The following is a 19704-nucleotide window of genomic DNA, read 5'->3' as shown; positions in this document are numbered from 1 at the left end:
AAAAACCACAGGCCTTGTAAGGTTATGATTGACCTGCGGCCTTAAAATAACACCCCGACAACATGACAGAAATGTACCTGGATCATAATTGAAACAAAAATGTTAAAAAGTTTGAACTGGCTCGCACAAGCCCGACCTTTTTTAACTTTTGTAATCAGGCGATACGTCTTTCAGGTAACGATCTTCAAACACTTCAGCAGGAACAGGACGGGCAAATAAGAAACCTTGCGCCACTTCGACACCCGCTTTTGCCAGCCAGTCACGCTGCGCTTCCGTCTCCACGCCTTCTGCAATCATCTGTAAATTGAGGCTACGCGCCATCAGGATAATTGCGGTAACCATGCTGTTATCTTCCGGTAGCCCTTCAACAAACATTTTATCGATTTTGAGCACATCGACCGGCAGCGACTTCATGTGTTGTAGCTGGCGTAACCCCGCGTATCCCATACCAAAATCGTCCAGCGCAATACGGACGCCTGCGTTACGTAATGGGCGTAAGATCGCCACTGCGGCATGAGGGTCGTCAATCCGGCGGCTTTCTGTCACTTCCAGAATCAATGTGCCCGGCTCAATGCGGTAACGGTTTAACAACTCCAGCAGATCCGACACCATACTCGGGTGCATAAGCTGCAACGCGGAGAGATTCACGGAAAGCGGCATCATCTGACCGCGCTCTTGCCAGGCCGAAAGCTGACGACAGGACTCTTCCAGCACCCAATGGCCGACCGTCACCATCAGGCCACAGGATTCAATGCGTTCAATCAACCCTTCAGGCAGTTCCCAGCTTCCATCCGGCTGCTGCATACGCAACAACGCTTCTGCGCTCAGCACCTTGCCACTGGACATCTCCACCTGCGGCTGTAACCAAATGGAGAACTGGTGATTATCCAGCGCGCTAAGAATATCGCTCTCTTCAGTCAGGCGTTGCTGCGCCAGCTCCATCTGTTTCGGATCAAAGAACTGAATTTGATTTTTGCCTTTTCGCCGCGCGGTAAAGGCGGCGGACACCGCGCGACCGTACAGCTGTTCCGCGCTCAGATCGCCATAAAACATCGCAACACCAATGCTACAGCTGGGGCGCAGTTGTATGCTTTCGATCGGCAGTCGCTCATTAATGATAGTGAGCACTTGCTGACCTAATGTTATCGCATGCCACGGCTCTTTGACGCCGTGCGCGATGATCGCAAAGTCGTAACCGCTCACCTGGGTGAGCACCATTCTCGGCGCCAGCACGGATTTCATCTTTTCCACCAGCGTCAGCAGCAGGATTTCCCGCTGCGTCTCTTTAAGCACGCCAGCGGTATCCCGCAGTGTTTCGCACGTCACGATCATCAATGCCGTCGTCTGTTGGCGCGCCACCACCTGCTCCAGCATCCCCATCAAGAACGCTTTATTCGGCAACTCTGAAACCGGAAAACGCATCGCGTTGTCCGTTTGTTCTTCGTTGTAACGCAGCAAAATCTGCTGGTTCAGGTTGTAACTGCGCACCAGCATGCCAATTTCATCATCCTGATGCAGGCGCGGCAGCGTCAACTGATGCCCAATCAGGTCTTCTTGCGAAACGTTATTGAGCTCACGCGCAATGTTACGCAGCGGGTGCAAAATCAGGCGGTTCACACACCAGGAGATGGCCACCGTGAGCACCAGCGACAAAAGTAAGTAAATGGTCACTAACGTGGAGACGGTACTCATGACAAACTTATACATGCGGAACGAGTCGGCCTGGAGCACCAGATACGCCAGCGGCTGCGGGTTTGCCGGGCGTTCAAGCGAATAAACCGGCAGCGAAATCTGTACCGGCAGCTCGAACAGGCGCGTGATCATGACCGGCACTGGGCGCTCGGGAATAAAGCTGATGCGCAGCGCCTGAAACTGATTAGGCAATACGACATCGGCGCGACTGACCACCCCGGCAGGTCTAATACTGACAAGAATAGATTCCGCTTCGGGGATATCGCCCTTGAGTATTGCCGCAGACAAAGGTTCCCGAACAGAACGAGCGATGCTTTCCAGTTGCGTAGCCGTGTTATAGCGGTTCTGCTGTACCAGATGAAACAGCAAAACGGTGCAAAAAATAAAAACGAACACCATGACAACAGCCGCAACCATTGCCATCTGCTTAATTGTTAACGAGCGACTGACGCGCAAATTGACTCTCCAGGGATATCTTTAAAAGCCGCCAGAGTATACCCGATCGTGACGGCATTAAGAGAGGCGGTATCTGAAAACTTACCAGTCGGCGTAAGGCACCAGCGGCTGTGGCGGCAAATCCATATCGCCCTGCCAGCCTGCGGCAGAGTACCGCGCATACAACAAGAAATGGCTCGGGGTGTAGTCCTTCGCCTCCTGAATATCTATCGCCGTTCCGATAAACCAGTTAGAGGTGACGCGACGTTCAATCAGCGCCCGCGCCGTGTAGCCAAAGCCCTGACTGCTACCGCCATCGTTGGTCTGGGTGCGGGCTTCATCTTGAAAATCTTCTGGGATCAAATTGATCAGCGGGTAACGCGGCATGGTCTTGGTGCGCGAATGCGACCATGACACGGAACCGCCCAGCTCCCACGACCAGTGCTCTGTGCGTTGGCGCCACATCACCGGTACGGCGAATGAGAGATACTCTTGCGGGCTGTAGTAACCGCCCTGACCCAGCGAGTATCCGCTCAGGTCTTTGTCGTAGTGCCAAATCATGTTGTTCAGACCGATGGTGACACGACGATTATTCTCGTTAATGATCTTGTAGTAGTAACCGGTCATCCAGCGCACGCGCCAGTTGTCTTCCACATTCTGCCCGGTGAGCTGATCGCCAGTCAGCGATGCCCAGACGCCGTTCGCTTCGCCTTTGTCATAGCTGAGGCTGACTCCGCCCCCATCCGCACGGACACCGCCCCATGTTTTGTTGGTATTACTTGGCGCATCTTTCTGCCCGCCAAAGGCCAGCAGGGAACTGGAGATAGGACGACGGTGCGCGTTAAGGGTGTATCCCAACGGACCGATGTCGTTGCTGTAACTCACGCCGCCCACGACATCAACAACCTGGAAGCCCATTGGCGTGGTGCCAATATCCCAGCTCCAGGTGTCATTCGCCCAACCCACGGCGACGCTGGCGCCACGATCCGACTGACTGCGGCTGCCGCTACAGTCGGACAAGGTACACGTGCCCCAGTTGTCATCGTATTGCCCGTTAGCATCATCAGAGAAGCTACCCACGTTCACGTTGACCATATCGGTACGAAAGAACATGCGTCCGTCGGAATACGGCGCATCCACATGCAGCATGGTGGTGTGCGCTTTCAGGTCAGAATACCCGCCGGTGCCGCTCGATCCCCAGTAATCATGCTCAAGGGTGACGTTAAGATCCTGCTGACGATATAAATCCGCCGCATCGCTACGTACGCCGCGTTTCAGCCAGTCGTCTTTCTCATCGTTGCGCGTCAAACGGGTAAATGTATCGTTATCCTCGGGACGTGTTGGCGTGATCCCCGCAGCGACCATCGCATCTTTGTAGGTGTCGAGCGCCTGCTCTGGTTCGCCCGCCTGCGCCTGAATCGCGGCAGCGTCACGCAGCACCATCGCATTTTCCATTGACGGCGGCTGCGATTTCGCCTGCGGTACAATTTTATTGAACGTCTGCTGCGCGCTCGCAGTGTCGCCCAACTGCATCTGCGCCAGCGCGATACGACGCTGCATATTGATGGACGACGTTTCTCCAGCTCCAGTCGCCGGCAGTTTTGCCAGTTCGGCGCGTGCCGCCGCTTTATCCCCCTGAGCGAGATAGACTTCCGTCAAACCAAGACGGGCATCAACATTATTCGGCTCGCGAGCCAGAACCGCCTCATACGCCGCGCGTGCGGTTGTGTATTCCCGGCGCTGCTGCGCCCAGTCGGCAAGCGTTAAATCAATACGTGTGGAGGCGGGTTGCTGTCGGAGTAACTCTTCCGCTTCCCGCTCTTTGCCGCTGTCACGCAGACGATTAGCGGTTTCCAGCACCTGATTGCTTTGCAACCGGTCTGCCAGTTCCTGAATGTTGCTGTTCCATTGACTGCGCGGCAGGCTGTTAATATGCGCCATAGCCGCACGATCCTGATCGTTACCGGAGAGGTAAAGTCCGTAGGCGTAAACCTGTTCCGGGTCATTGGGCTTCTGGCGCGCCAGCGCGCTCATTTGCGCATCGGCCTGACTGCGCTGCCCGGCGCTCCATAAATCGCGTGATAAACGATAAGTGATCCAGACGCTGCCCGGATCCATTGCCAGTCGGCGACGGTGAAGTTCAGCGGCTTGTGCCCAGCTCCCCTGATTTTCCAGCGCTTCTGCTTGCTGCGCCAGGCGATCGTTTTCCAGGCTGCGCTCAATGTCATCAATACTGCGACGCTGGCTGGTGGAGAGCGAGGCGATAAATGCCGAGGCTTTCTCCGGGGATTGCTGCCGATAAATATTCGCTAACCCGCGCACCGCGTTGCTGTTGCTGCTGTCCATGCGCAGCGTTTGTTGATAGTACCGTTCGGCGGCGGCGTAATCTTTACGCGCCATCGCCACATCACCCAGCCCCAACACCGCATAGCTGTCGGCGTTATCAATGTTTCTCGCCTGCTGATAAAGACGCTCTGCCTGGTCTGGATTATTGGCTTTCAGGGCGGCGTCACCCTGCTGAATTGACAGCCAGTAACGGTTGACTTTGAGCAGGCTTTCCCACTTATCACGGCTGCTGCTTTGCGGGTCCATCTCAAGGGCTTTCTGAAATTGCACCACGGCGCGCGCGCGATCGCCACGCTGTGAATAGGCCTGACCCAGCGCGCCAACGGCTTCGCTGTCGTTATGGTTTGCGCTGACCGCCTGCTGTAATTCCGTCACTGCTTTGCCGCCTTGTCCGGCGTCAACTGCGGCCATCCCCTGGGCTCTTGCTCTGAAAGCGGGATCGGCCAGCTGTTTTTGTTGATCATTCAGCTTACCGCGCGCCGCATTGACGCTGTCGCCTTCGCTGAACACCGTCAGGTACTTTTGCAGTGCCTGCACGCTGGATTCACTCACCGGTAAATCTTTGATCTGCTTATACCAGATATCCGCCGCCGCGTTGCGTCCACTGCTGGATTTCGCCATCTGTTCTAATACCGCAAACCCTTCTTCGCGCCGTCCGCTGTCAAACATCAACTGCGCCAGTGAGTTTTGTAAACCGTTGTTGCCCGGGTTGCTGGCATTGATTTTTTTGAGCTGATTAATGGCGTCATTGCGCCGCGCGGGTAATTTCGCCACCGTCGTCCAGTATTCGACGGCCAGTTCACCGTCCGGCGGATTTCCCTTGAACAGCTTATCGTAAGCGGCAATCGCTTCTTCCGGATGCCCGGTGGTGGCCTGCAGGCGCGCCTCCTGCAAGGACTGTCTTCCCTCCGGCGTGGAGAGCAGCATGGTCGTGCGGGACGATTTATACGCGGTGGAACTCGGCGCTAACTGGGAGAGTCGGTCGAGCTGCTTCTGTGCCCCTGCGATATCGCCCTGACGCAGTAAATAGCGAAAACGGGCGGCAATCACGTCCGGACTATTCGGGTTCATCAGTTCCAGACGGTACAAAGACTGGCGCACCAGATCTTCACGGTGCGAGGCTTCGCCGAGCCGCACCTGCTCCAGCAGTTGCTGTTGCGCGGAAGGCGCAGCATGAACCATCGGCATTAACGTCAGGCCGAGCGATATACTGAGTAAACTTAGTGTGAACTTGCGCATTCCTGGCCCCAGTCAGGTAGTAACTCACCACGAAGGGTGAAGCGAAAACGATGCTGATCCCAGCCTTGTCCAAAAAGGGTCAGCACGTAGCTGTAATAGGCATCGCTGCCAGGAAAGTCGTCGGTCACACGCTGTCGCTGCACCGCTGTCGCATCGCGGTTTTGCAGGAAAGGCAGCATAGCGGCAGAGAAGCCTACCGGGCCATTGCCCTGCGCTTTGCCGCTGGCGACGTCCACTTTCTCCGGCGGAAGGCCGTTTTTTGTTGTCAGGGTAGCCATCGGTTTAAATCGCGCGAGCAGACGCGCTTTTTGCGGGTCGCCATCATGCAGCATGCCCGCCCACATATAGACGCGAATGGCATCGTAGCTGCTGACCAGCGTTTTTTCCGGCTTCAACTGCCAGCCTTTGTTTTTCTCATAACGCACCCAGTCCGGCGAAAAGCCTTTCGGGGCCGTTTCCAGCAGCAAACGAAAATTGGTTTCGCGCAGAGTGGTCCACGGTGCGCCAAAACGGGTAAAGTACTGCGCCAGTTGCGGCGGTAAATAGCTGGGATTAAAACGCCAGCTTGCCGTTTCCGCGAAACCCACTTTACCTGGCAACAGCATGGAGCCCAGCCCCGGCACGGTGACCACTTCCTCACGGGCAATCCGTTTTAACAGCGCAGTGCCGATGTCGGTATAGCGCGGCGCTTTCCACAGTCTGCCAGCTTCCAGTAAAGACCAGGCAATCCAGACATCGGCGTCAGACGCGGAGTTACTGTCTAGTACGCTCCACGTTTTCGGGTCTTTTTGCCCCCAGAGCCAGGCAGGTAGATGCTCCTGCAAAGCACCTTGCGCCAGGTTGTTCTGCGTCCAGTCCAGCAGAAGATCAAACGCCGGGCGGTCATTCGCGGCGAGGGCAAAGAACAACGCGTAACTTTGCCCTTCCGAGGTGGAGATTTTACGCGCATCACTGGGATCGATTACCCGCCCTTGCTGGCTGATGTAATCTTTTTTGAACTGTGTCCAGGCAGGCCATGTGCAGGCTGCCTGCACATTCACGGCGGCCACCATTAACACCGTTAACGTCCATCCACGAAGCGCGTTCATCGTTAATTACTCATTGTCCGGATCAAGACGGCGGCGGCTAATGATACGCAGCAGACGCCACAGCACCCAGGCCAGAAGCACGACACTCACCGCCGCCAGAATGGCCAGCAGTACCGGGTGATTCGACAGGGCATACCACAGACGTTCAAACCACGGTAAATGCCCGACGTAGTAAACATCCCCTACCCGCAGGCTGTTAACACCGGACTCACGAATCACTGAAACAGAACCAAACATCGCCGCCCGTTTTCCGCTGTCGTTCATCGCTTCGTTCAGTAACGTATAACCGCGTGGGCTATCGGCCAACAACGCAATCACACTTCGCTGATCGTTAAACGGCGACTGGAAGCCCACCACGGCCGCCATAGGGCCAGAGGAGGTCAGGGTCGTACGCACATCCGCCGCGCGATCGGCCATATCCGGCATAATGCTCGGGAATGCAGTCTGGCGCGTCGGGGTGTTTACCCAGCTCTGCGTCGCCTGCACCAGCAGATCGATTCGCTTATCATCTTTCAGCTTATCGGGGATGCTGCCGATTAACATGATGTCAACGTCTTTGCCCTGAATCTGGCTGCTATCGTCGGTGATGTTCAGGTTAATGGACGGGAATCCTGTTTGCGCCCCTATCGTCCCGGTCACATCCAGCAGCGTTTCCATCTGCGCTTCGTTCGGGGTTTTCGGCATGACCATGATGGTTTCGGACAGGTCAGCCATACGGCTGAACGGGAAACCCGCATTCGCGAAAGCACGCAGGTCCGGCATCGCGATAAAGTGGTAATACTTCGAGAAGTCGATAGTGGAATCGTCGCTGATCACGACATGGTTCTGTACCGGCTGGAAAGTGACGCAATTATCAACCGATCCCCCCGGCATCGGGTTCATATACTGGAAGTCAAAGCGCAGCTGGTTCATCGCACCCAGTTTCAACGCCGGGATCGCGACATCCGTTTTGCCGTCCAGCAGCCCTTGCAGGACTGGCAGACGCAGCAACAGGCGATTGCTTTCCTGCGCGCTGTTCAGACTAAACGCTTGCAGGAACTGGTTATTCAGGCTGATATCCATCCGCGAACTGTCTTTCTGCGGCGGCGTGGTGTAACGGTAGTTGAGGTTCATATCAATACCGGTACTGCGTAACAGATAAAGATCCGGCGGCAGGTTCAGCGACATGTTGATCGGCGCAGGCTCCAGCCCCGTTGACTGTAACTGCTCCTCATAGGTTTTCAGCTCACCAAAGGTCACCGCGCGGTCAGTACGTACCCAGTTCGGCGCGTCATAGGGCTGACGAGCCAGCAGCGGTTTCACTTCATTGACCACTACGCTATCGCCACGGAACAGAATATTCCCCTGAGCGATCCCTTTCGCTGCCTGTAACAGGTCTTTGTCATCACGGCCAAAGACCACCAGCAGTTTCACATACGGGTTATCCGGATGGTTCATCATCTCGATAACCGGCGCTTTCACCGCCGGATGCTCGCGCAGGAAGTCAGGACGTTTGTCGTTAGTGGCAAAGACAATCGCATTACGATCCGGCAGTTTGTTATACATCACCGGGAATTGCTGGCCGCGCCAGCCCGAACGCGAACCAAACCAGGAAGAGACGATCGACGCCGCCTGTTGCAGTTCCCGGTCCGGTGATTGTGCAAATACCATTGGCAAGGTAACAGGACGATTATCTCGCGGGTCAAAGAACGGGATCGGGAAGTGCGAGAGATCGTTGTTTACCGGCAGCGTCTGGTAGGTCAGATTTAGTGCGCTGCTGCGACCGACATCCAGCCACAACGTGCTGCTGGCCGGGTTTTCGCAGACATCACGGTAGTGCCCGACAAACTCCAGACGCACCCGGTTAAAATCGGTGATAAACAACGGGTTGATCGGCATCTGGGCCAGCGTTTTTTTACCCAGTTGCTCTTTGGTGATAGGCAATACACCCATCAATTCATCGTTCAGGTAAACCTTTAGCTGAGACTGTATCGGGAACAGCGACGGCGAAGGGGTGTATTCGAGGTTCAACACCGCTTTCGAAACCACTTCATCGCTACGCATCCCGAACTCAATCCCCCCGTTCGGATTGACGCCGCGCAGAACCATGCTGCCCGGCGGCGGCGCAATTTGCGCAAAGGTGAGCTTCACGTCACGGGAAGGCGCATTCTGCGCGACTATAGGCGCGTTTGCCCCTGCCACACCCGGCATCACCTGCCCGACAGGCTGATTTTCATCTGCCGGCGCAGGCACAGCTGGCGCCTCTTCTGGCTCAGCATTTACCAGTGGTTGCATTGCAGGCGTCGCCTGCGTCATGAAAGCAGGGAAAGCGCTCATCCCTATTGCCACTGCACAAATCCAGGAAAGTTTTCTTTTCATCGCGTTATCATCATTGTTGAGCCATAACCTGATCCGGCTGTTGTACCGCCACGCCCCGCTCTGGGCGACGTGGAATAAACGACACAATCCAGGAAATCAGCGTCGTCAGAGACCGGAAAATTACTTTGACGGAAGACGGGGCAAACTCGGCGAGGTGCCGATAACCACGGAAGCCCAGCTTCAGAATATCCAACAGGCTTTCCAGAGGTTTATCTTCCGGGAAGCTGTCCTGCCAAAGCGCCCAGGTGTCTGCCCGGGCGAACGTGCACTGTACAAAATCAATATGTTGTTTCGTGGTCAATGGCATCAGTTGCAGCCCCACTTCATTACCCAGCACGCGCACGACCTGCGTTGGGAAGACATATTCCTGCTGGCCGCGTTTGAGCAATAAATTCACCTTCTGCCCTTCCAGCACCTGCGCCCGCCCGTTGATCTTGATCCCCAGACCGCCGTCGGAGAAGTCATGTACGGTGCACGAGAACAGATGACCATCTTCACGGGCAATCGCGGCAGGCATTGAGATTTCAACACGATGCGCCCGTCGGACCTGTTTGCTCTCCACGGAGACGGCCACCGCGCCGCCGAGAATAATCAGGTTGTAGAAAACCCATACCAGGCTGACGATCACGGTGAGTATTTCGTTTTCAGGGCCGTAGTAGTAACGCCAGACGCCTACCGCTACGCCCAACAGGTTGAGCAAGACCAGGAAGATATAAGGCCGGGAGATAACCCAGTCCACGTACTCTTCTTCGACCAACCCGCCTTTTGCCGTTACGTTAAACTTCCCTTTGTGCGGGTTGATCAACGCCACCATCGTCGGCGGGGCGATATACCAGGCCAGCACCGTTTCGTAGATTTCACTCCAGAACGAGTGGCGGTATTTCCCCTGAATCTTCGAGTTGGTCAAGCTGGCGTGGACCATGTGCGGCAACACGAACAACGCAATCATCAGCGCAGGGGCATAGATGATATAGGCGTGTAACAGCAAGAAGGCCAGCGGCGCCGTGAGGAAGATAAGCCGGGGAATACCGGACAAAAAGTGGAACATGGCGTTCACATAGCACAACCGTTGCGCCAGTTTTAAGCCTTTACCGGTGAGCGGATTGTCCAGACGGAAGATTTGCACCATCCCACGCGCCCAACGAATACGCTGCCCGATATGCGCCGACAGACTTTCTGTCGCCAACCCTGCCGCCTGCGGAATACGCATATACGCAGAGGTATAACCACGGCGGTGTAAACGCAGCGAAGTATGGGCGTCTTCGGTCACAGTTTCTACCGCGATGCCGCCAATCTCATCTAACGGTTTACGGCGGATCACCGCGCACGAACCGCAGAAGAAAGTGGCATCCCACATATCGTTGCCATCCTGTACCAGCCCATAGAACAGCGTCCCTTCGTTCGGCGTTTTGCGAAAACGTCCCAGGTTGCGTTCAAACGGGTCCGGCGAGAAGAAATGGTGCGGCGTCTGCATCATCGCGAGCTGTTTCTCTTTGAGGAACCAGCCCATCGTCATTTGCAGGAATGAGCGCGTCGGCACGTGGTCACAGTCAAAGATCGACACAAACTCGCCCTTCGCATACTTCAGTGCGTTGTTAATGTTCCCGGCTTTCGCGTGTTCATGAGTGGTACGGGCGATGTATTGCACCCCGACGGTCTGAGCAAACTGGCGGAACTCTTCTCGCCCGCCATCATCCAGAATCCAGATCGTCACCTTATCTTTTGGCCAGTCGATACCCAGTGACGCATAAATGGTGTTTTTCACGACGCTGAGATCTTCGTTGTATGTAGGCACAAAGATATCGACGGTCGGCCATTGCGCCATATCTTTTGGCAGCGGGACAGGTTGACGATTAAGCGGCCAAATCACCTGGAAGTAACCCAGCACCAGTACGATCCAGGCGTAGGTTTCAGCAAACAGTAAAACGAGACCGCAGACCAGACTCACCGGGTCATCCCAGTTCAGCGTCGAGGTGTAGCGCCACCAGATATAACGGCAAGACACCGTCAGCGACAGCACAATCAGCATTAGAGCCGAGAAACGTCCCGGCAGTCGGCGCACCCACAACGCTACCCCCCACAACAGCATCAGGAAGATAAACTGCGATAGCGGGTTAAACGGCTGGGTAATACAAATCACCGCTAAAATCAGCGAAAACGTCACGATAATGCCGAGAATGAATCGACGCGCCCCAGTACTGAGATGCCCCAACTCTTTCTGCGAGTCCAGGTGGTGAGTGCGTTGACTCACACGCTCAGGTAACGCATCCATCCATTGATGATAGCGGCCACGTACACCCTGGAAACGGGCAAAGGACCGCCAGCGCGGTTGTTTATTTTCTTTTCGCTGTGAGGTTGCCATCAGCCAGAGCGTTTGAATGGCGTAGCGGGCAGGATCCAAAGGGCGCGGGCGGGTGGCGTTAATATGCGGATACAGCGCTTTATGCTGACCGCGAATACGCTGCCAGCGCGGATGTTCAAGCGGAATAAACACCCATGCCAGAATCACCCAAAAACAGCCCATCGCGGCGCTGAAACACGACGCGCCATGACGACGATACCCCTGATAACGCTCGCTCAGGCGCGCGCTAACCGGCGGAATGAGCAACCACCGGGACAGGAGACTCATGATGGGCTCCCGACAGACGTTTTATGATCGGCATAATGCAACAGACACCAGTTTGCCAGTGTCAGGATCTCTTCTGCCGCCAGCGAATCACTGCGATATTCTCCCAGCGGCTGCTTCGACGCCATGCACTCCGCCATCGCTTCATCCCGATGAATAATCATCGGCAGCAGACGACGCTGACTTTGCAGCCAAATCTGATACAGGTCATCCTGCAACTGGCTGCCAATACGTAAGTCATTAATCAGAATATGCGCGCCGGTAGGCAGCGCCTGCTGGTGAAGACGGATATGGCAGTTGGTGTCTGCTTTCACTACGGCCAGCGTATGATCGCAAAGATTCACCCACTGGCGGGTTACCGGTGAGGTGTCAGAGGGCAGGTCCAGCAAAATCCATGAATAGCGTCCGCTCTCTTTCAGCGCGGAGATCCCCTCGCAAACACCGCCCAGTCTATCCTGCCACTCCTGAGGGTTTTCACGCTCTTGCGCACTCAGTTGACCAAATGGCAACAGGTCGAGTTGCGAGGTGTAGCGCATTCCGGCATCACGCCAGTCGCGGTTATCCAGTATCGCCCTCGCCCACCCTTCACGATGAACAAAGTCCACGTTGAATGACAGGCGCAACAAATTATCGGGACTGGCATCCACGACAAGTACGTTTTCCCCTAATATCTGCAACGCCCAGGCGAGTGCCGAAGTGATCGACGTGGTACCCACACCACCGCGCACGCCCTGCAATCCCAGAATAGCCATCCACGGCTCCCTTATTGTTGTTGCGCAAATTCAGCCAGCAACGGCCAGCGTTTAATCGCCGCAGAGAGCTGCTCGCGTTGGGAAATATCGGTGTAATCTATTTCAGGCAGCGAAAATGCCTGACTTAAGGCCAGAAAATCATTTTGGAAGGTATAGCCCAAAGCTGAATCAGACTGAGTACCTGGTTCATTGTTATACATTCTGATTTATCCCTTTTGAATATACTCGCCACGCTTCAGACATTTTTCTGGCAGCATTCCGTCCCTTCCCATCGTTAATCTTCAGCACAGAGAATTGTTCATTTTTTGAACTTCCTGGTGCGCAATTTATAATGAAAATGAAAACTCAGAGACCGATGTCGCAAGGCTTCCTGCCTGACGGATGGATTTACATGCTAAATCTGATGCGTTTTAATTTCAATGTTAGGTTTATTTCTGTGCTTTCGCTAGTAAACTGATAAGCAGATAAAATAGTGACAAGAGGGACACTGTGGACCCCGTATTTTCTATCGGTATCTCATCATTATGGGATGAACTGCGCCATATGCCAGCCGGCGGTGTCTGGTGGCTTAACGCTGATCGCAATGAAGACGCCCTCAGCATGGTGAATCAAACGATTGCGTCTCAAACGGGCAACGCGAAAGTCGCGGTCATTTGCATGGGGAACGATCAGGAAAAATCGGTCAAATTAGATGAGGCTCACGGCCCGGAAAAAATTCAGTTATTTTCCATGCCGAACTCTGAAAAGGGACTATTCTCCTTGCCCCGCGATTTACTTTGTTCCCTCCAACCCACTCATTATCTTTTTATCCTTATTTGCGCAAATAACGCGTGGCAAAATATATCCTCCGAGCGGTTGCGTCAGTGGCTGGAAAAAATGAATAAATGGACCCAACGCCATCACTGTTCACTGCTGGTCATTAACCCTGGGAGCAATAATGACAAACAGTCATCATTGTTGATGGGAGAATATCGCTCACTTTTCGGTCTCGCCAGTTTACGTTTTCAGGGCGATCAGCATCTGTTCGATATCGCATACTGGTGCAATGAAAAAGGGGTCAGCGCACGTCAGCAACTCACTTTGCGCCATCAGAATAATCGCTGGGAACTGGCTCAGCAGGAAGAAGCGGCGATCCAGCCTCGTAGCGATGAAAAACGGATCCTCAGCAACGTTGCCGTACTCGAAGGCGCTCCTCCGCTCTCTGAGCACTGGATGCTTTTCGACAATAACGAAACCTTATTCAACGAAGCGCGTACCGCTCAGGCGGCGACAATCATTTTCTCTCTGGCCCAGAATAGCCAGATTGAACCGATGGCGCGCAGCATCCATACCCTGCGTCGCCAGCGAGGCAGCGCGCTGAAAATCATTGTGCGGGAAAACACCGCCAGTTTACGCGCCACCGACGAACGTCTGTTATTAGGCTGCGGCGCCAACATGGTCGTTCCGTGGAACGCGCCGCTCTCCCGCTGCCTGACGTTAATTGAAAGCGTTCAGGGGCAACAATTTAGCCGCTACGTACCGGAAGACATCACCACGCTTCTCTCCATGACACAACCGCTAAAACTGCGTGGCTTTCAAAAATGGGATGTCTTCTGCGAAGCAGTGCATAACATGATGGCCAATACGCTGCTTCCCGCAGATGGGAAAGGGGTCATGGTGGCGTTGCGACCGGTGCCTGGCATCCGTGTCGAGCAGGCACTCACATTATGCCGTCCCAACCGCACCGGCGACATCATGACCATTGGCGGCAACCGTCTGGTGCTGTTTCTGTCGTTCTGCCGGGTTAATGATTTGGACACCGCGTTGAACCATATTTTCCCGCTGCCGACAGGCGATATTTTCTCCAACCGTATGGTCTGGTTCGAAGACAGCCTGATCAGCGCCGAACTGGTGCAAATGCGCTTACTGTCGCCAGAGATGTGGGGCAAACCGCTGCCGCTAACACAAGGGCCGAACCCCGTACTGAACGCTGAACACGATGGGCGAGTCTGGCGGCGTATTCCGAAACCATTGCGACTGCAGGATGATGCCGTGGAGCGAACATCATGATGAATATCAATGATATCATTCAAATCATTGTCTTCTGCGCACTGATTTTCTTCCCGCTGGGCTATCTGGCACGCCATTCGCTTCGCCGTATTCGGGACACAGCCCGGCTTTTATTTGCCAAACCTCGCTATGTAAAACCAGCCGGAACCTTGCGCCGCGCTTCGAAAGTCAAGGCAGACAACAAATGACTCAGTATACTCAATCCTCATCAATACCTTCGCCGTTATGGCAATACTGGCGTGGGCTTTCTGGCTGGAATTTTTACTTCCTGGTGAAATTCGGTCTGCTTTGGGCTGGCTATCTCAATTTCCACCCATTACAGAACCTGGTATTCATGGCTTTTTTGCTCATGCCAATACCAAAGTACAGTTTGCATCGCATTCGCCACTGGATTGCTATTCCGATTGGTTTTGCGCTTTTCTGGCATGATACCTGGCTACCCGGCCCGGAAAGCATTATGAGCCAGGGTTCGCAGGTTGCCGGATTTAGCGCCGACTATATGCTTGATCTGGTGACCCGTTTTATCAACTGGCAGATGATTGGCGCGATATTCGTTCTGTTAATCGCCTGGCTGTTCCTGTCGCAGTGGATTCGGGTGACGGTTTTCGTCGTCGCGATCCTCGTTTGGCTTAACGTTCTGACGCTGGCGGGGCCGAACTTCTCTCTGTGGCCAGCAGATCAACCCACCAGTACGGTCACGACCACCGGCGGCTCGGCGGCAGCGACCGTAGCCACTGCGGGCGATACGCCAGTCGTGGGTGATATTCCGGCCCAGACGGCACCGCCAACCACTGCGAATCTGAGTGCCTGGCTGAATACCTTCTACAATGCCGAAGCGAAACGGAAAACGACGTTCCCAAGCTCACTTCCTGCAGATGCTCAACCGTTCGAACTGTTGGTGATCAACATCTGTTCGCTCTCCTGGTCTGATGTTGAAGCCGCAGGACTGGCGTCGCATCCGCTGTGGGCGCATTTCGACATCCTGTTCAAACACTTTAACTCCGCGACCTCTTACAGCGGCCCGGCGGCAATTCGCCTGCTGCGCGCCAGCTGCGGTCAGCCTTCGCATACGAACTTGTATCAACCCGCGGGTAATGACTGCTACCTGTTCGATAATTTGTCGAAGCTGGGTTTCACACAACACCTGATGATGGGGCATAACGGCGAGTTTGGCGGCTTCCTGAAAGAAGTTCGTGAGAATGGCGGTATGCAGAGCGAGCTTATGGACCAGAAAGGTCTGCCTGTCACCCTTCTGGGCTTTGATGGCTCCCCGGTTTATGACGATACCGCAGTTCTCGATCGTTGGCTGGAAACCACCGAGAAAGATCAAAACTCACGGAGCGCGACGTTCTACAACACCCTGCCGCTGCACGACGGAAACCACTTCCCTGGCGTCAGCAAAACGGCGGATTACAAAGTTCGCGCCCAAAAACTGTTCGATGAGATGGATGCCTTCTTCACTGAGCTGGAAAAATCTGGCCGTAAAGTAATGGTAGTGATGGTGCCGGAACACGGCGGCGCGCTGAAGGGCGACAGAATGCAGGTCTCCGGTCTGCGTGATATCCCGAGCCCTTCCATTACCAACGTACCGGCTGCGGTGAAATTCTTCGGGATGAAAGCCCCTCACCAGGGTGCGCCGATCGATATAAACCAGCCGAGCAGCTACCAGGCGATCTCCGAACTGGTAGTGCGCGCGCTTGACGGGAAGCTGTTTACAGAAGACAACGTTAACTGGAACCAGCTGACGGGTGGACTGCCGCAGACCGCACCGGTTTCCGAGAACGCCAACGCGGTGGTCATTCAGTATCAGGGTAAACCGTATGTGCGCCTGAATGGCGGCGACTGGGTCCCTTATCCGCAGTAAACCGAAAAAGGCCGCAGAGTCTCCCCTGCGGCCTGGTTCGGGCGCATGTTGCCATCACGGCAGGCAGACGCCCACAAGGCACATTACTTCCGGTGACGTAGCCAGTTCACTACCAGGCTGACAATAATGCCAGCGATGATCGGAGCCACCAGATCGTGCCAGAAGGCCGTGCCCAGTTGCATGAGCGTCATAGAGCCGCCTGTGTTGCAATGACAACTGTTCGCGGCTATTCTCAACTTGTCTGGAGTCAAGTTAGCCCCCGTTTTGTTGCCAGGTTTATACCGAACAACGTGCGGGGGTTTTCTCTTTCCAGCAACCGATGCCGCCGGGGATCAAGCCCCCGCAACATTGCGCCTCACCGGGCAAGCCCGGCTTAACGCGGATTCTACGGCAACCCCCACTCCTTATCATCCCGCGATCCCCACGCTGCGTGACGCCTCGCATTTACGGGATTTTCATGACGAACGGTCACTCCACCACTGGAAAGATTCTTGCCAGTTGGCAACTTTCCTGACACTCGCCCCAACATAAATCACTCTAATACACTGATATTAAAGAACTCCTTTCATGGCACAGCGATTGCTATATGAGTATGAGCTGTTTTGTTTCGAATCAAAGGAGATATCATGACTGACTGTCGTACTTACGGATTCAACACCCAGATCGTTCACGCGGGGCAACAACCCGATCCTTCCACGGGTGCGCTCAGTACACCTATTTTCCAGACCTCAACATTTGTTTTTGACAGCGCCGAGCAAGGCGCCGCCCGCTTTGCTCTCGAAGAGTCCGGGTACATTTACACCCGCCTTGGCAACCCGACAACCGATGCGCTGGAGAAAAAGCTGGCGGTGCTCGAAAGAGGCGAAGCGGCGCTGGCAACGGCCTCGGGTATTTCGGCAATCACCACCACGCTGCTTACCCTGTGCCAGCAAGGTGACCATATCGTTTCCGCCAGCGCGATTTATGGCTGCACCCATGCCTTCCTGTCGCACAGCATGCCGAAGTTCGGCATCAATGTGAGTTTTGTCGATGCCGCCAACCCCGATGAAATTCGTGCAGCGATACGCCCGGAAACCCGTGTTGTTTATATCGAAACACCCGCGAACCCGACACTCTCACTGGTCGACATTGAAACGGTCGCCGGGATTGCACATCAGCATGGCGCGCTGCTGGTCGTGGACAATACCTTCATGTCGCCGTATTGCCAGCAACCGCTGCAGCTGGGCGCGGACATCGTGGTGCACAGCGTCACGAAATACATTAACGGTCATGGCGATGTCATTGGCGGCGTTATCGTCGGTGGGCAGGCATTTATCGACCAGGCTCGTTTTGTCGGTCTTAAAGACATCACCGGCGGCTGTATGAGCCCCTTCAACGCCTGGCTCACGCTACGCGGGATTAAAACGCTGGGTATCCGCATGGAACGCCACTGCGAAAACGCGCTAAAAATTGCCCGTTTTCTGGAAAATCACCCGGCAATTACGCGTGTTTACTATCCCGGGTTGCCATCACACCCGCAGTACGATCTTGGTAAGCGGCAAATGAGCCTGCCGGGCGGCATTATTAGCTTTGAAATTGCAGGCGGAATCGAGGCTGGCAGACGAATGATCAATTCTGTAGAATTGTGCCTCCTCGCGGTCAGTCTCGGTGATACCGAAACCCTCATTCAGCATCCTGCGTCTATGACACATTCGCCTGTTGCACCAGAGGAACGGCTAAAAGCAGGTATTACCGACGGACTTATCCGTCTTTCTGTGGGTCTTGAAGATCCCGAAGATATTATTAACGACCTTGAAAATGCCATCAGAAAGGCAACGTTCTGACCATGACGCCCTGGGCCGACATCACCGGTCCAGGGGGATGAAATCAAGGCACAAACAGCCTGGCTATACGCCTCATCCTTCGCCATGAAGCGCCCCGGAGGATGATGTGTATTTTGGGCAGGGGGCTCTATGCAGGACAACACAATACAATTAAGTAACAATAAAGCAACCATTACGCCATCCTCAAAAAAATTACCGTTTACAAAATATGATTTTGGCTGGGTGTTATTATGCATCGGTATGGCCATTGGCGCGGGAACCGTCCTGATGCCCGTGCAAATCGGTTTGACCGGAATCTGGGTATTTATCGTCGCCTTTATTATTGCCTATCCTGCGACCTATATTGTGCAGGATATTTATTTAAAGACATTATCTGAAAGTGAAACCTGTAACGATTACACCGATATTATCAGCCACTATCTGGGTAAAAACTGGGGTGTATTTCTGGGAGTAATTTACTTCCTGATGATTATCCACGGTATTTTTATCTACTCGTTATCCGTTGTATTTGACAGCGCATCGTATATTAAAACATTTGGTCTGACAGATGCAGACCTCTCGCAATCCATCCTCTACAAAGTGGCGATCTTTGCCCTCCTTGTCGCCATTGCCTCCGGCGGCGAAAAGTTACTGTTTAAAATCTCAGGGCCGATGGTGGTGGTGAAAGTCGGCATCATTGTCGTGTTTGGTTTCGCCATGGTTCCACACTGGAATTTCAGTAACATAACGGCATTTCCACAGGCGTCGGTCTTCTTCCGCGACGTTTTGCTGACGGTTCCTTTTTGCTTTTTCTCTGCGGTATTTATTCAGGTGCTAAACCCGATGAATATCGCCTACCGCAAACGCGAGGCCGACCGGGTTCTGGCAACCCGAATGGCGATCCGTACGCACCGTATTAGCTACATCACTCTGATTGCGGTTATTTTATTCTTCTCCTTCTCGTTTACGTTTTCGATTAGCCACGAAGAAGCCGTTTCCGCTTTTGAACAAAATATCTCCGCACTGGCGCTGGCGGCGCAGGTGATTCCGGGGAAAATTATTCACATCACCTCTACGATATTAAATATCTTCGCAGTGCTAACGGCCTTTTTTGGTATTTATCTCGGTTTTCATGAAGCGATGAAAGGCATTATCCTTAATTTACTGAGTCGCGTAATTAACGTTGAGAAAATTAGCCCACTGACGCTCACCCTGGGTATTTGTACTTTTATTGTCATCACACTGGTTATTTGGGTCTCTTTCCGCGTCTCGGTACTTTTATTCTTCCAGTTGGGTAGCCCGCTCTATGGAATTGTTTCCTGTATCATTCCTTTCTTCCTGATCTATAAAGTCAAGCAACTGGAAAAACTGCGCGGCCTGCGAACCTGGCTGATTTTGCTGTACGGGATCCTGCTGTGCCTTTCACCGCTATTGAAGCTGATTGAATAATTCG

13 protein-coding genes are annotated in these 19704 nt (G+C 54.1%); 5 read left to right on the top strand and 8 right to left on the bottom strand.

The window, feature by feature from the left end; translation table 11 throughout:
• Positions 1–141 precede the first annotated feature (141 nt).
• The 7 genes from hmsP to bcsR form a co-directional block, all read right to left on the bottom strand.
• Entirely contained in the window at positions 142–2148 is a 2007-nt protein-coding gene (gene hmsP, locus AC07UY_RS05475) for a biofilm formation regulator HmsP (RefSeq protein WP_494659670.1), read from the bottom strand.
• An 81-nt stretch (positions 2149–2229) separates the two neighbouring features.
• On the bottom strand, positions 2230–5712 hold the full coding sequence (gene bcsC, locus AC07UY_RS05470; protein WP_494700850.1) for a cellulose synthase complex outer membrane protein BcsC: 3483 nt from the start codon (positions 5710–5712) through the stop codon (positions 2230–2232).
• A complete protein-coding gene (bcsZ, locus tag AC07UY_RS05465) occupies positions 5694–6800 on the bottom strand; it encodes a cellulose synthase complex periplasmic endoglucanase BcsZ (RefSeq protein WP_494659668.1) in 1107 nt (368 codons plus the stop codon). Before bcsZ ends, bcsC begins: the two co-directional genes overlap by 19 nt.
• 6 nt (positions 6801–6806) lie before the next feature.
• Positions 6807–9158, bottom strand: a complete 2352-nt coding sequence (bcsB, locus tag AC07UY_RS05460; RefSeq protein ID WP_494659667.1) for a cellulose biosynthesis cyclic di-GMP-binding regulatory protein BcsB — start codon at positions 9156–9158, stop codon at positions 6807–6809.
• A gap of 10 nt (positions 9159–9168) precedes the next feature.
• Positions 9169–11787 carry a UDP-forming cellulose synthase catalytic subunit gene (bcsA, locus tag AC07UY_RS05455; protein ID WP_494700851.1) on the bottom strand — a complete coding sequence of 873 codons (2619 nt, stop codon included), beginning with the start codon at positions 11785–11787 and terminating at the stop codon, positions 9169–9171.
• On the bottom strand, positions 11784–12536 hold the full coding sequence (gene bcsQ, locus AC07UY_RS05450; protein WP_494700852.1) for a cellulose biosynthesis protein BcsQ: 753 nt from the start codon (positions 12534–12536) through the stop codon (positions 11784–11786). Before bcsQ ends, bcsA begins: the two co-directional genes overlap by 4 nt.
• Positions 12537–12547: 11 nt before the next feature.
• On the bottom strand, positions 12548–12736 hold the full coding sequence (gene bcsR, locus AC07UY_RS05445) for a cellulose biosynthesis protein BcsR (protein WP_162382606.1): 189 nt from the start codon (positions 12734–12736) through the stop codon (positions 12548–12550).
• A 289-nt stretch (positions 12737–13025) separates the two neighbouring features.
• Between bcsR and bcsE the strand changes: the two genes are divergently transcribed.
• Genes bcsE through bcsG form a run of 3 tightly spaced genes read left to right on the top strand, consistent with a single transcriptional unit; the run spans position 13026 to position 16449 of the window.
• A complete protein-coding gene (gene bcsE / locus AC07UY_RS05440; protein WP_494659664.1) occupies positions 13026–14585 on the top strand; it encodes a cellulose biosynthesis c-di-GMP-binding protein BcsE in 1560 nt (519 codons plus the stop codon).
• The gene (gene bcsF / locus AC07UY_RS05435; RefSeq protein ID WP_192614165.1) at positions 14582–14773 is read left to right on the top strand and encodes a cellulose biosynthesis protein BcsF; all 192 of its coding nucleotides are present in this window, start codon (positions 14582–14584) and stop codon (positions 14771–14773) included. The genes bcsE and bcsF overlap by 4 nt, the downstream gene beginning before the upstream one ends.
• Positions 14770–16449 carry a cellulose biosynthesis protein BcsG gene (gene bcsG, locus AC07UY_RS05430; protein WP_494659663.1) on the top strand — a complete coding sequence of 560 codons (1680 nt, stop codon included), beginning with the start codon at positions 14770–14772 and terminating at the stop codon, positions 16447–16449. The genes bcsF and bcsG overlap by 4 nt, the downstream gene beginning before the upstream one ends.
• Before the next feature lie 83 nt (positions 16450–16532).
• Here bcsG and AC07UY_RS05425 read toward each other — a convergent pair whose 3' ends face one another.
• Positions 16533–16640, bottom strand: coding sequence for a type I toxin-antitoxin system toxin Ldr family protein (locus AC07UY_RS05425; protein ID WP_494700853.1), 108 nt, complete (start codon positions 16638–16640; stop codon positions 16533–16535).
• Between the two features lie 435 nt (positions 16641–17075).
• On the opposite strand from AC07UY_RS05425, the gene megL reads away from it, so the two are divergent.
• Both megL and AC07UY_RS05415 read left to right on the top strand, forming a co-directional pair.
• On the top strand, positions 17076–18272 hold the full coding sequence (megL, locus tag AC07UY_RS05420) for a methionine gamma-lyase (protein WP_494700854.1): 1197 nt from the start codon (positions 17076–17078) through the stop codon (positions 18270–18272).
• A gap of 129 nt (positions 18273–18401) precedes the next feature.
• Positions 18402–19700, top strand: a complete 1299-nt coding sequence (locus AC07UY_RS05415; protein ID WP_494659660.1) for an aromatic amino acid transport family protein — start codon at positions 18402–18404, stop codon at positions 19698–19700.
• The last annotated feature ends 4 nt before the right edge of the window (positions 19701–19704 follow it).

Source organism: Citrobacter sp. GW821-FHT02E08 (assembly GCF_059421685.1).
This window is presented reverse-complemented; position numbering and strand designations above follow the sequence as displayed.